The organism is Brevibacillus sp. NRS-1366 (genome assembly GCF_050467985.1).
Map to the genome: position 1 here is coordinate 192,393 of NZ_JBITPN010000019.1, position 13,349 is coordinate 205,741.

General features: G+C 46.9%; 16 protein-coding genes. 4 read left to right on the top strand and 12 right to left on the bottom strand.

All coding sequences use genetic code 11. The annotated features are described in order from the left end of the window. Positions 1-172 precede the first annotated feature (172 nt). Positions 173-1,702, bottom strand: coding sequence for an amino acid permease (locus ACIFQN_RS13295; RefSeq protein WP_429833509.1), 1,530 nt, complete (start codon positions 1,700-1,702; stop codon positions 173-175). 20 nt (positions 1,703-1,722) lie between these two features. After that, on the bottom strand, positions 1,723-1,860 hold the full coding sequence (locus ACIFQN_RS13300) for a hypothetical protein (protein WP_429833510.1): 138 nt from the start codon (positions 1,858-1,860) through the stop codon (positions 1,723-1,725). A gap of 205 nt (positions 1,861-2,065) precedes the next feature. Here ACIFQN_RS13300 and uvsE point away from each other — a divergent pair, with 205 nt between their 5' ends. From uvsE to ACIFQN_RS13320, 4 genes are all read left to right on the top strand, one after another. Further along, positions 2,066-3,001 carry a UV DNA damage repair endonuclease UvsE gene (gene uvsE / locus ACIFQN_RS13305; protein ID WP_429833577.1) on the top strand — a complete coding sequence of 312 codons (936 nt, stop codon included), beginning with the start codon at positions 2,066-2,068 and terminating at the stop codon, positions 2,999-3,001. A 301-nt stretch (positions 3,002-3,302) separates the two neighbouring features. Further along, complete coding sequence (locus tag ACIFQN_RS13310) at positions 3,303-3,686, top strand: hypothetical protein (protein WP_429833511.1); 384 nt, start codon at positions 3,303-3,305, stop codon at positions 3,684-3,686. A 547-nt stretch (positions 3,687-4,233) separates the two neighbouring features. Further along, positions 4,234-5,742: a histidine ammonia-lyase gene (gene hutH / locus ACIFQN_RS13315; RefSeq protein ID WP_429833512.1), complete on the top strand. Its 1,509-nt coding sequence runs from the start codon at positions 4,234-4,236 to the stop codon at positions 5,740-5,742. 95 nt (positions 5,743-5,837) lie between these two features. Beyond that, positions 5,838-6,263 (top strand): thiol-disulfide oxidoreductase DCC family protein, encoded by a 426-nt coding sequence (locus tag ACIFQN_RS13320; RefSeq protein ID WP_429833513.1) that lies wholly within the window; start codon positions 5,838-5,840, stop codon positions 6,261-6,263. A 53-nt stretch (positions 6,264-6,316) separates the two neighbouring features. On the opposite strand, the gene ACIFQN_RS13325 is transcribed toward ACIFQN_RS13320, so the two are convergent. The 10 genes from ACIFQN_RS13325 to ACIFQN_RS13370 form a co-directional block, all read right to left on the bottom strand. Next, on the bottom strand, positions 6,317-7,237 hold the full coding sequence (locus ACIFQN_RS13325) for an aldo/keto reductase (protein WP_429833514.1): 921 nt from the start codon (positions 7,235-7,237) through the stop codon (positions 6,317-6,319). A 78-nt stretch (positions 7,238-7,315) separates the two neighbouring features. Further along, the gene (locus ACIFQN_RS13330) at positions 7,316-7,825 is read right to left on the bottom strand and encodes an acyl-CoA thioesterase (protein ID WP_429833515.1); all 510 of its coding nucleotides are present in this window, start codon (positions 7,823-7,825) and stop codon (positions 7,316-7,318) included. Positions 7,826-7,893: 68 nt separating this feature from the next. Further along, on the bottom strand, positions 7,894-8,667 hold the full coding sequence (locus ACIFQN_RS13335; protein ID WP_429833516.1) for a DUF3109 family protein: 774 nt from the start codon (positions 8,665-8,667) through the stop codon (positions 7,894-7,896). Next, positions 8,664-8,987: a hypothetical protein gene (locus ACIFQN_RS13340; protein ID WP_429833517.1), complete on the bottom strand. Its 324-nt coding sequence runs from the start codon at positions 8,985-8,987 to the stop codon at positions 8,664-8,666. The genes ACIFQN_RS13335 and ACIFQN_RS13340 overlap by 4 nt, the downstream gene beginning before the upstream one ends. 101 nt (positions 8,988-9,088) lie before the next feature. Next, positions 9,089-9,373 carry a 4a-hydroxytetrahydrobiopterin dehydratase gene (locus ACIFQN_RS13345; RefSeq protein ID WP_429833518.1) on the bottom strand — a complete coding sequence of 95 codons (285 nt, stop codon included), beginning with the start codon at positions 9,371-9,373 and terminating at the stop codon, positions 9,089-9,091. An 88-nt stretch (positions 9,374-9,461) separates the two neighbouring features. Further along, the gene (locus ACIFQN_RS13350; protein WP_429833519.1) at positions 9,462-10,199 is read right to left on the bottom strand and encodes a class I SAM-dependent methyltransferase; all 738 of its coding nucleotides are present in this window, start codon (positions 10,197-10,199) and stop codon (positions 9,462-9,464) included. A gap of 189 nt (positions 10,200-10,388) precedes the next feature. Continuing rightward, positions 10,389-11,075, bottom strand: a complete 687-nt coding sequence (locus ACIFQN_RS13355) for a deoxynucleoside kinase (RefSeq protein WP_429833520.1) — start codon at positions 11,073-11,075, stop codon at positions 10,389-10,391. Positions 11,076-11,118: 43 nt separating this feature from the next. Then, positions 11,119-11,760, bottom strand: a complete 642-nt coding sequence (locus ACIFQN_RS13360; protein ID WP_429833521.1) for a deoxynucleoside kinase — start codon at positions 11,758-11,760, stop codon at positions 11,119-11,121. A 148-nt stretch (positions 11,761-11,908) separates the two neighbouring features. Next, positions 11,909-12,982 carry a spore photoproduct lyase gene (gene splB / locus ACIFQN_RS13365; RefSeq protein WP_429833522.1) on the bottom strand — a complete coding sequence of 358 codons (1,074 nt, stop codon included), beginning with the start codon at positions 12,980-12,982 and terminating at the stop codon, positions 11,909-11,911. A 79-nt stretch (positions 12,983-13,061) separates the two neighbouring features. Then, positions 13,062-13,274, bottom strand: a complete 213-nt coding sequence (locus ACIFQN_RS13370; protein ID WP_429833523.1) for a hypothetical protein — start codon at positions 13,272-13,274, stop codon at positions 13,062-13,064. Between the last annotated feature and the right edge of the window lie 75 nt (positions 13,275-13,349).

The window sequence follows — 13,349 nt, forward strand, 5'->3', positions numbered from 1 at the left end:
ACCTCCATTTCTGTCTATTCATAAGTTATTTTAGAATTTTTCGGCGATTATGTCCATGTTAAATAAACATTGCGAATGATAAAAAAATTTTATTGAGTCACATTAAAAAAAGCCTCTCAAGCCAACGAATTGGCGGTTGAAGAGGCCCCGCAAAACCTTCTTATTCGTTGTCCTACTTACGATACTTTGCCTCCTGCCGCTTGATCTCTTCCTCAGAGGTACCTAGCGCCGCCTGTGGACCTTGGAAATGCTTTTTATAGTAGGCTAAATCCATGATCAAAAGGACTACGAACATCACAATCAAAGCATAACCCGCCGTTTGATTGGGTGGAATCACCATCATGATGCAAATGAACACAATCCAAATGAGACTCAGCACATTGATCGGTTTGCTCCAGTTCCCTAAATTCCAAGGACCGTAATGTTTTCGCTGGAATAGTCCATTTGCCTCTGCTCGCAGCTTGAGATAGAACGGGATGCCATACGCTACATATAGCCCTACTACACTAACCGCTGTCAGAAACGCCAAAGTGGTATACGTCGTATTGGGGTTGATCGTCTTTACAATATAATCGAAAAGAGCAAGGGCAAAAGAAAGAATAATCACGAGCCAAATCGCTTTCGCAGGCGTCCTGTATCGGGTAGATATTTCAGCCCAATGACGGCTCCACGGCATGCCTTTATCACGGGAGAAAGCGTAAAGCATACGGGAAAACGAAGTAATGGAAGCAAGTCCGCAGAACCACATCGCAAAGGTAACCAGCCATAACACAACGGATCCGAACGTTCCGCCCAATGCTTCGCTGATAACGAAGATAAAAGCATTTTCCGCCTCACTTGCTGCCGCTGCATTCTTAATTGACAACGTGACAAACGCCAGCATAATAAATCCAAAAATAAACGAAAAAGCCACAGAAGTAAAAATGCCCCATGCAGCGCGGACCCTGGGATTGATCGTCTCCTCGATCGTGTGAGCCGAAGCATCGTACCCGGTAAACGTCCATTGGGCTTGCAGCAAACCTATCAAGAAAGCAATCGCGTATGGTTTATCTGAAAAAGTTTGACCTACTTGGAAAAGATAATCCAGTGGCTGAAGCTCGTGGCGTGAAAAAAATACCAGACTCCCTACGAGGATGACGACGACACCGATATGGTACCAGGCCGAAAAGTCATTCAGGCGTGCAACCAGCCGGATCCCGATATGATTGAATGTCCCATGAAGCAATAGTGTAATGCCAAAAAGGATTAAGGTTGTCGTTTCAGTAGAAGTATATCCAAAGGTACTCGCCAAAAGAGGATCTGCGAATAATGAGAAAGAATAATCAATGCCTGCCACGATTCCAATTTGTCCGATCAGATTGATCCAAGCGGTATACCAGCCCCACCTCTTGCTGCCTAAAATGGCGGCCCAATGGTACAAAGCCCCAGCAGTGGGAATGGCAGATGCTAGTTCCGACATAGATGCTGCGATCAAAATGACAAATAGAGCCACAATTGTCCAACCGAACCCCATCATTCCCGAGCCACCGTAAAAAAGTCCGTGGCCATAAAGGGAAACGGCCCCTGTCAGGATAGAAATAATGGAAAACGAGATGGCAAAGTTGGAGAAACCGCCCATATCCCGCAACAGTTCCTGGGCGTAACCAAACTTGTTGAGATCTTTTTTATCATCCAATAGTTGCTGTTCTTTCTCCGGCTTCATTCGTTCTCCCTCCGATCTGATCACGAATTTGATTTCGAGCCGATGAAGCTTTCGTGTTTGCTTTCATCAAATTTGCGGACACTTTCGTTGGCTCGATATCCAATCGCCACAGCTACACCAATGGTGATGAGTATCAGCACCACTCCAAGAAACAGCATAGCCTCCCCTCCTTTCTTCCTACATCTTTCATGTGACAAGGGCGACACGATTAGTACATTGTACGTATCAAACCCCGGGCTATACCATTTGTTCGGTGGATGCCGCTTTTGCAGGTGATCTTTTGGATGGGAAGTTTTCATGCACGAAAACGGGGTGTTCCTCGGGGATACTACAAGAAACGATGCCTTAGAGGGAGGGATTACCTTGATCCGTTTGGGCTATGCCTGTATCAGCGTAAACACAAAAAACAATCCGAACAAGAAGACGACGGTTGCCCAGTTAAACAAGCTCGAACCCGTGGCACGTATGAAAAAGCTGCGTCAGGTTTTGCAGACTAATTTTTTTAATTTAATGGACCTGCTTGCATACAACGTAGAACACCGGATTTTTCTGTATCGTCTCCCTTCTGAATTCGTTCCGCTCGCTACGCATTCTGTTGCTGCGCAGTGGGATTGGGCAAAAGAGTTTTCCTGGGATTTTCAAAAAGCCGGAAAGTTTATTCGCAAACATGGCATCCGGCTGACCGCGCATCCTGGTCACTTCAACATTCTCAATAGCGACAAGCCAGCAGTCATTGAATCAACCATCGCCGATTTCACTTATCACGCTCGCGTGTTTGATTTATTGGGATTAGATGATAACTCTGTTTTGGTTACGCACGTTGGAGGAGTTTTCGATGACAAAGCTGCTTCGCTGGATCGTTTCGTTAGCAATTTCGAGCGGCTTCCTGACCATGTAAAAAAACGCTTGGTACTTGAAAATGACGACACTTCTTTTACCATGCGTGATGTATTGGAACTATGCGAGCGGCTTGGTCTACCGATGGTTTTAGATATTCATCATCATACATGTCATTCTGATGGCGAAAACTGGATCGATTATTTACCGCGAATTATCCAAACATGGGGGAACCGCACACCCAAGATGCATATATCGTCCCCGAAATCTGAAAGTGAATTTCGCGCCCACGCCGATAATATTAATGTCGAGCAGTTTATCCAATTTGCCTCTTCCTTGGCAGATTACAATGTGGACATCATCTTAGAATGTAAAAATAAAGATGATGCACTTCTTACCCTCAGGCGCGAGCTAAAGAAGAAAGGAATTGGCGTAGAAGACTTTGCCGAGAATAGCCAATAAGTGGCTTCAAAATCATGACATGCCAAAGGACGCCACTTTTTTAGCTGGCGTCCTTTACTGCCTTTTTATTTAGAACGAACAACCACAATCACAACTGCCTCCATGCCCCGAGGAAGAATGTCTGTACCCTGATGATGAGGAGGAGCCACGTCCAACAGAGCTACTGCCTCTATGATGCCAAGATTGGCAGCGATCGTGATAATGCTTCATTCTACGTTGGTGATGTTTGTAATGCTTACGGTATTCATTGAATTTGCGCCGGTGATCACGATGCTGCTCACACTTGTGGTGGAAATAATGCATGCGATCCATGTGGAATTGGAATTTAAACAGATACAGTTCGATTTCCATTCCAGACTCTATTCCATGTCTTGGCGGCATCCTATTGGGCGATGCATTTGGTGGTCTACGGTTAGGCATCATAGAATTAGGCGGCATTGGGTTCGATGGCATCCGATTTGGTGGCATCGGATTTGATGGCATCATGTTTGGCCGTTTTGGATTCGCTGGCATCCGGTTTGGCGGCATCGGATTTGATGGCATCATGTTTGGCGGTTTTGGATTCGCTGGCATCGGATTTGACGGCATCATGTTTGGTGGTTTTGGATTCGCTGGCATCATGTTTGGCGGTTTCGGTATGTTTTGGTTGGGGGCAGGCATGATCGGTCTTTGCGGCATCGGTTGAACGGGCTTCACTGGTTTTGGGCTAGGCATCTCGGATGATGGATTCATTGGCGATGGATTTACCGGTGATGGCATCGACGGTGACGGCATGCTGGGCGATGGCATCATCGAGGAAGGCGGTTTCGGCATTTCTTTAGGGCGCCTCGGCTGTGCTGGAGGCATTGGCGGCATTTTTCGTCGCTTTTCCACGGAATCATACACGTCCTTTCGGATGAACTAACACAGTACATGGTATGACATTTATCCCGCTCAAGAGACGACACTCGCCCAGTTTATAAAAATGGACTGAGCCCGTTTTTTCGAAACTAGTGCAGTCGCCGTGACAATATGCATCTTGACTATACGTGTACTTTGGTTACAATAAACATGATAAATAAAAATAATCAGACAGTTGCATTTGGACGAAAGTGAGGAAAACGTATGCCACCAGGCTATAGGCTTACACGTTTTACCAAATCACATATACACCCGGGAAGAGGGGTTAGGATATTTTATCCTAACCCCTCTTTCTTTTCGTTCTCTGCTCTGCTAAAGGAGGAAAAACAATCATGAATAACCAAACTCAATGCATGAAACTGGATGGAAATCAATTGCGGATTGAAGAAGTGGTGTCCATTGCAAGAAGTGCTACTCCCATTGAACTAACGGCAGAAGCATTAGAAAACGTACGCCGCTCTCGTGCCATGGTTGAAAAAATGGTCGACGAGAAGCGAGTTGTCTATGGAATTACCACCGGCTTTGGCAAGTTCTCCGATGTCATGGTACAAGGAGAGGATTCGAGCAAGCTGCAGGAAAATCTCATCATGAGCCATGCTTGCGGAATGGGCGAACCATACTCGGTTGAAGTAGTTCGAGCCATGATGGCCTTGCGCATCAACGCTCTCGCAAAAGGCTACTCTGGAATCCGCGAAGAAACGCTCTTGCATTTGGTAGAAATGTGCAACCGCGGGGTCCATCCTGTCATTCCCCAGCAAGGCTCGCTCGGTGCCAGTGGCGACCTTGCCCCATTGGCTCACATGGTTTTAGTCATGCTCGGCAAAGGGCAAGCTACGGTAAACGGACGTCTTTTATCTGGTGCAGACGCGCTGCACGAGGTTGGACTTTCCCCGATTCGTTTGCAAGCAAAAGAAGGGCTTGCACTCATTAACGGTACGCAAGCCATGTCCGCACAGCTAGCTCTTGCCTTGCATGATTCACGGGTCGTCCTAGAAAGTGCCGAAGTGATTGCAGCCATGACCATTGAAGCACTGCGTGGAATCCCAAAAGCTTTTGATCCACAGCTCCACCTCGTTCGCCCTCATCCAGGCCAACAAGAGTCAGCCAAGCGTTTACTGCAGCATCTGGCGGGCAGCAAACGAACCTCTGAACAAGGGGAATTACGCGTACAAGATCCTTACAGCTTGCGATGCATTCCTCAAGTCCATGGCGCTACACGCGATACATTAGAATATGTGTGGACGACTGTTTCACGGGAGTGCAACAGTGTAACTGACAATCCTATCCTGTTTACGGAAACAGGGGATGTCATTTCCGGTGGCAATTTTCACGGACAACCGATGGCTTTTGCGGCAGATTTTCTGGCGATTGCCATTGCTGAGCTGGCCAACATTTCGGAACGGCGCACAGAACGTCTTGTCAACCCGCAGCTTAGCGGACTCCCCGGCTTTCTTACAGAAAACGGAGGGCTTCATTCCGGCTTTATGATCACGCAATATGTAGCCGCTTCCATCGTTTCGGAAAACAAAGTACTCTGCCATCCTGCGTCTGTCGACTCGATCCCGTCCTCTGCCAATCAAGAGGATCATGTGAGCATGGGCACAACGGCTGCCCGCAAACTGCGTACTGTCGTAGCGAATACCACCAAGGTGCTTGCCATTGAGTATTTAGCCGCATCCCAAGCCATTGAATTTGGAACTGGCGAGCTAGGTGCTGGCACAGGACGTGCTTATGAACAGCTACGCAAAGTTATTTCTCGTCTGCACGAGGACCGTGAGATGCATCCTGATCTCGCAGCCGCGGAAGACTTGGTTCAAAAAGGAACATTAGTTTGGGAGTAGGAGAAAGAAAACGCGGGCTGCTGATTCAAAGCTTCTCCGCTCTTTGGTAAAATGGAGGTAGACCAGTAAAACTACCTAGCAAGGAGGGCTGCTTTTTGAAACCATCAAATCCGTTAAGCCATCCTGCCCATATCTTACTCTTCGACGGCGTCTGTCATTTGTGTCACGGAGCTGTTCAGTTCATTTTACAGCGTGATCCAACAGGTCAGATTCATTTTGCCTCGCTTCAATCGGAAAAAGGCCGGGAGCTTCTGGCTTTCTACGAATATCCGCAGAATGAGATGCAGTCAGTCATCTTTATCACAAATGGAAAGTTATATACGAAATCTGACGCTGTTTTGCGTGTGGGTCGAAAGCTGAATAGCGCTTGGCCGGTCCTCTCTAGGGTCGCGCTCGTGATTCCCCGCCATTTTCGGGATGTCGTATATGACTGGATTGCACGAAATCGTTATCGCTGGATGGGCAAAGCCGAGCAATGCATGTTGCCCACTCCACAAATCAAGTCTCGCTTTTTAGAATAGCTTGCATACAAAAAGGAGGAACCATTTCGTTGGCTCCTCCTCTTTTTACGTCCTTATTTTTTTACTGCTTGTGGATGATCTTCGCTTACGTATTCAGCCGCTTTGGCATTTGCCTCTACCTGTGCAGGACTCTTGCTGCCAGGTATGACCGTCGTCACTGCCGGATTCTGAAGGCACCATGCCAGTGCCCACTGCGCCATGTCCATCCCAGCAGGCACTTCCTGCTCTTTGATCTTCTCTACTTGTGCAAGCAACTTACTCACGTGTTCCTGGTCATGTCTGTGACGGACGTCATTTCCTGCAAATACGGTACCTGGCTTATACTTCCCGCTTAAATAACCACTTGCCAAAGGCACACGTGCCAGTACACCCAGATCTTGTTGCTCACAGGAGACAAATACATCTTCCTCCGGTTTACGATCCAAGCGGTTATAAACGACCTGGATTGTCTGTGCATGTATTTTTGATGCTGCAGCCGTCTGATGGAGATTGTCGTTTTTGGCAATAGAAAGACCCAAGTGCCTGATTTTCCCTGCCGCTATCTGCTTGTCGAGCAGAGTCCACAGCTCATCGTTGTCAAAAGCTTCATCTGGGCCAGAATGGAATTGATATAGGTCGATATACTCCGTTTGCAGCGCTTTCAAAGAGCGATCCAATTGCTGCAGGACAGATGCGGCACTATAGTCATTTGTTCTGGTGAATTTTTCGTGAAAATGGTGACCAAATTTGGTTGCTACAATCCAATCCTCGCGTCGATCTTTTTTGAGATACTTTCCAATCAATTTCTCAGATAAATGATCGCCGTAGCATTCTGCTGTATCAATCAAATTGATCCCCAGTTCCTTTGCCTTATCCAGAATCTGGTCGACCTCTCCTTGGGTGAAATCCATTCCCCACTCGCCGCCGAACTGCCAAGTGCCTACTCCCACAACCGATACATGCAGATCCGTTTTTCCCAATCTCCGGTATTTCATTCCCATACCTCCCAAGTTTAAAAAATGCCCTGAGCGAACTGTCGCTCAGGGTGAAGTCAAAAATAAGAGTTATTTGTATTAAATACTTTTTTCAATGGACAATTGGCTAATAAAAGCTTGTGTATTGCTTTTACGCTCCTTGCGCATTTTCTTGCGCTCTTCTGCGGAGGCCATCAAGTTTTTCTCTTCTTCGGTTTCCGGAAGTACAGCCGGTACTTCAGTTGGATTTCCTGCTTCATCCAAGGCCACAAATGTGAGGAACGAGGTAGCCGTTAACACGCGCTCGCCTGACTGCAAATTTTCGGAAATGACTTTCACGAAAATCTCCATAGACGTTTTGCCTGTAGAGGAAACAAATGCTTCCAGGCAGATGGAATGCCCCATTTTGACCGGAGCGAGAAAATCAATCGAATCTATCGAAGCCGTTACAACAGGGCGTCTGCAATGGCGCATTGCTGCTATAGCAGCTACTTCATCTACATAGGCCATCATGGTCCCACCGAAAATCGTGCCGTGATAATTTGTGTCAGATGGCTGAACCAAGGAAGCTTGGATCGTGCGAGATGCTTGTGTTGTCTTGACGTTCATTTATGTTACCCCTTTGCAAATCTACTTCAAGCCTAACCCATCATAACACATGGAGAAGCAGGTTCCAATCATGCTTGTACACTTGCCTGGCTGTGCGAATCTGCCAGAATTTTTTCAATACGATTCGCTTTTTCTTGCAGTAAATAGCGAAGCAAAGGAAGATTCCATTCGTAAGCTGGACGATAGCCATCTAACGCAAACAGCTTGCCGTCCAAATGAACAGCTTGCCGTCTGCGTTCCTGGCTGGCACAATAAAATTGCTCCAAATAGTCTGTACCCCAACGAGAAAAGGAGGACGTCTCTTCGGTAACTGCTGTTAAGAGAATCGCCTCTCCTGTTTCAATCAAATCAATTGGATACAATTGGCAGCTTAAAGGTTTCATTGGCTGTACATCTTGCCCCGTTTGCTCGGCGTAGGCATGGATCGCGCACCCGTATCGCCCATTGTTTTCTTGATAAAAAAGGCAGTTGCCGTGCCGCATTCGAATCGTACCTGAAGGCTGCTTCTGATCCCAGACGTTTTCAGCCTGCCAGTTTGTCCGCTCCTGGTCATCAGACAATCGGCTGGCAATTGCGGGTACATGCTGCTCGATAATCGGAATTTGCCACTCTTCAACTGCATAAGGCTGTCCACCTTCGCAGCAGGTCTCTCGGTGGACACGCCGACAATTCCAGCAATCTAGATGAAACAAGGAGAGAAGCGCTGAAACATCTACTAGATACTGTCCTGCCTGGATCATTTTAGCCTTGTTCTTTTTGATGTATTTTTCGCAGTGGTACGCTTCCCTCTCCGTCATCGGATCGGGCGTGCCAACATAGCGAAAAGCATGCTTCGTCTTCATTTCTCAAGTACAATCTCCGCTTCCGTACCAAAAATACGGAGTCGCCCTTCTTGGTAAGTAGCCAAGTCTACTTCTTCGCCCGGGATCTCCATCAAGATTTCGACTGTCTCATCATTTTCTGCTGAAAAAAGGAGGAGCAAGTCTTTTTCATCAAACTCGTTGGCAGACAGCTTAACTCCTACCAACTGACCTTGGAATTGGGTTACCTCTTCTTCGTCTTCGCTGTCCGTGTCCCACTGTGTAAAAGTGATGGACGCTGTTTGCTTTTCAAAGTCATTCGCGAGTACGCTCAATAACCGCTCGTGTTGTTGGATCTCCATTCTTAATCCCTCCGCTTTCGTTCTTACCGCTCATCATATCAAAACAAGGGTTGAAGCAAAAGAAATACCGCCTCAAAGACGAAGCGGCTTCTCCCATTTGCTTAACTCACTTTACTGATCGTTTGAGCAAGTGCAAAATCTTTGCCAGTCAAGCCTTTTGCTTCGCGAGTGGCCAACGTAAAAGTAACCATCCCGCCATTCAGATGAATCTCCAGATGCTGACTGTCGGTCTCCATAAGCTCAGCAACCCGATTGACAAAACTGATCGCCGCAGCAAAGTCTGGGCAGTGATAGGTGCGTGATAAAGCCATCCGGTCCTCAACCAGCTTCCATCCTGGCACCTTGCCTAAATACAGTTTGACCTGTTCCAAAGACAGTCTGCTCAAGAGCGACGCCCCCCTTTTGTCCGATAATTGGTGATAACACCATCATATTCACCAGACGCAACGGTTAGTCACGCTTATCCGCGTTCTCTTACTGCTTGATCGCATAGAAAATCATGCGAGGAGATTCGCTTGCGACATACTCTTCGAACTGATAGTTGCCAAACACCTGAATCTGTCCGAACCCTGCTTGCTCGAGCATCGCAATCATCTGTTCCACTTGAAATAAACGAACTTGTTCGAGATACTCGCGCGGCTCCTTAGTCGCAGCTTCGTTGATCATAATCCGTTTTTTTACAAATCCATCCTGAATCCAACGCTTTTCTTCAATCAACATACCGCCAACTTCTTTGGTGGATTGCGGTACCAGATGAGCGGTTACGTAAGCGGGATTCAAATAATCAATAATGACTTCGCCTTCTGTTCTAAGAGCCTGCGCCATATTGCGGATGACCGACGCATTTTCCTCATCCGAAGAGAAATAGCCAAAGCTGGTGAATAAATTGACGACGATATCAAATTCGCCGCGATAGGGAATATTGCGCATGTCACAGCGGGCAAAGCTTAGCTGTGGAAAAGTGTTCTGTTCCTCAGCCAGTTGCAAAAGGACAGGTGATAAATCCACCCCAACCACTTCATACCCCCGGCGAGCCAGCGCACGCGAATGACGCCCGCTCCCACAACAAAGATCAAGTACCCGTCCTGTGTCTTTTATCGGCAAACGTTCAAGCAGATTGGCGATCTCTCCATCTGCTGCCGAGTCATCCCGGTGCCGATACACAAGTACGTAATCTTCGCGAAAGCTGCGTTCAAACCATTCTTCTGCCATGTCTGAGCTCCTTTTTGTTTCCAAGATGCACCTATTATACCACAGAGGGGTTTATTCGCAGCCGATTTCCCTTGTGGAAAGTGTAGAAAAAGACCTCCAGTGAAGCCTACAAGACTAGACACAACGCAAAAACACCCCCTATTGTCCACTTGCGGCTAGGAGGTGCTCATTATATAAGGTCGTTTTATGCTATAGACGTGTGGAACGCCCAATGCGAATTTTTTCAGCTACACGCGCAATGATGTTTTCTACGGACGCTGGATCCTCCACAACGTCGTACTCATTAATGTTGACCCGCAGAATCGGACAAGCATGGAAGGAGCGAATCCATTCTTCGTAGCGTCCAAACAGATCCTTCCAGTAGTCGATTGGTGTCTGCTGTTCCATCGGGCGTCCACGTTCCTTGACCCGATCAATGATATCGTCGAAGCTGCCTTCTAAATAAATTAGAACATCAGGATGAGGGAAGTACGGCGTCATCACCATGGCCTCAAATAATTCCGTATAAGTGCGGTAATCTTCTTCTGTCATATTCCCTTGTTCGTAAAGCATCCGGGCAAAAATTCCCGTATCCTCATAAATCGAGCGGTCCTGAACAAACCCCCCGCCATATTCAAACATTCTTTTTTGTTCCTTAAAACGTTCAGCCAAGAAGAAAATCTGCAAATGAAAGCCCCAACGCGACAAATCATTGTAATACCGGCCCAAATAAGGATTGTTATCCACTTTTTCGACGGAAACACGAAAACCTAGCTGCTCAGCCAGAGCATGGGTAAAGGTGGATTTTCCTACTCCGACCGTTCCTCCAATGGTAATGACCGCGTTGTTTGGTATCCCGTATTTTTCACGGATTTGGCTGTTTTGAAACCTAGACATGTACGCAACTCCTTATTCACATTACTTGCAAACGAATTGATTGTTATGCTTGCTGCGCCATGAGCGCACGAATCTTGGGCTGGACGCGATCGAGTACATAGCGTAGATCTTCTGGTCGATGCACGAAGTCCAGGTTGTCACAATCAAATTTAATGACAGGCGTGTCTGGATGATGCTTTTCAAAAGCGTCCATGAACGCATCATAATCGGCAATCAAATTTTCCATATAAGATACATCCATGCTCCGCTCTATCTCCCGGTCCCGCATCCCAATGCGCTTCATGACCGTATCCAGCGATGCCGTCAAATATATCACTAAATGGGCCTGCGGAAGGTCCTCTGTCAAGATATCATAGATTTTCAGGTACTTGGGAAGGTTATCGCCAATCAATGTTCTTTTGGCAAAAATAGTATTCTTGAAAATATTGTAGTCGGAAACAACTGAGGTGCCTTGTTTTAAGTAATGGGTATGAATATCCTGCAATTGCTTGTAACGATTGCACAAAAAGAACATCTCTAGCTGAAAGCTCCATTCCGCAATGTTTTCGTAAAATTTCCCTAAAAATGGATTTTCGTACACGATCTCTTCTAAAAGCTGCAGATCACATGCACGACTTAGTTCCCGTGACAAAGAAGTTTTTCCGATTCCAATGGGTCCCTCAACGGTAATCAATATGGACTTCATGTATGCTTCGAATCCTTTCGCGAAAATGAGAGCACTCCATATTTTAGCACGTAGGCAGACTTTTGTCGAAACCATTGGATTTTAGTCGAAATAGAAAAAACTGCTCTACGATCAGAGCAGTTTCCTGTACGGTGCAATTGTTTTGACTCTACGTAAAATATTCCACGCGCGCTCGCGGAAACAATCTCGCAATTTCGCTTTCCAAATGGGTTTGCAATGCTTTGGCCCGAATATCAGGATAGACGTACTTTCCTTTGCCATACTTGCCCCACTTGTACTTGCGTTCTTCCTCATTCATCTCCAGCTTCGTTTTCGGGTATCGCTGCAGGATCAAACTCTTGGCGATTTTGGTAAACCGATGCTGGATGAGCTCAAATGTCAAATCCTCCAACGCCTCAGGAACCAACTCCCCACGAAGTCTTTCCAGTAAATCCGTGTATCCCTCTTCCCATCCTTCAAACCAATACAGCGGGGCTAAAATAAAGCCGAGCGGATATCCTGCCCTCGCTACCTTACCTGCCGCTTCGAGCCGTTGACTGAAGCTGGATGTTCCCGGTTCAAAATTTTTGATGACATAATCGGCATTCATACTGAAGCGAAAGCGTGTATGCTTGTTGTGCTTGGCATCCAGTAAGGAGTCTACGTGATGAAACTTAGTGACAAATCGCAGGCGCCCAAACTCCTGCTGCCCCATAAATTCAATCGCTCGCTTTAAATTGCCGGTGATGTGCTCAATGCTAACCGGATCTGAGGTACAGGCTGCTTCGAAACGAGTAATCTCTCCCGGTCGCTGCGCTATATACTTTTGGGCTTGAGCGAGGATCTCATCTGTATTGACGTATACGCGAATATAAGGCTTCGAGCCGATATTGGTATTTAAATAACAGTAGTGACAGTGGGCTGCACATCCTGTTGCCAGCGGGATGGCGTACTCGGCTGACGGCTTGGAAGTCTCGAATTTCAATGTTTTCCTTACACCAATAACCAGTGTCCGTTTTGCGTTGCGGTATTTCTCTACATCCGTCTCACCAGGAATCCCCCGAACCTGGTTGTGGCTGGTCGTCATTTGCATCGGGATTCCTTCTAGTTGGAAACGCTGATATAGCTCCTGTCCCAGTGGATAATCCAAGGCATTCGGCTCCACAAACACGTAGTCCGGCACGAATAGCTTCGCTGCTTTTTGTCCAGCCTTTTCCGGTGCTTCCATAAGCGTAATTGACATAAACAAATTCACCCCTCAGCCTAGTATGGCCTTTCGGGAATGGACTGGCAGCAAGGAGATGGTTGGTTGGCGGTTGTTGCTACCCCAGTGTGCTTTTGAATTCGCTCAGCCATTTTTTAGCCTGCTCCTGCTGCTCAATTGGTACTTGCAGCGTATACAGATATCCGGCTCTTTTCGTTTTTTTGGACAGCAGCCTGACCTGAATTCCCTTTATCTCTAAAAATCTGCGGCACTCCTGGGCAACCCTCGGGAGACCGTACGATTCATGTATCGTTACCCATTTGATCCACATTCATTTGCCCCACCCTTTCGCCTCTTTCTTTACTGTAAGCAATAGATGGGCTGTAGGTTCGAAAAAAACGAATAT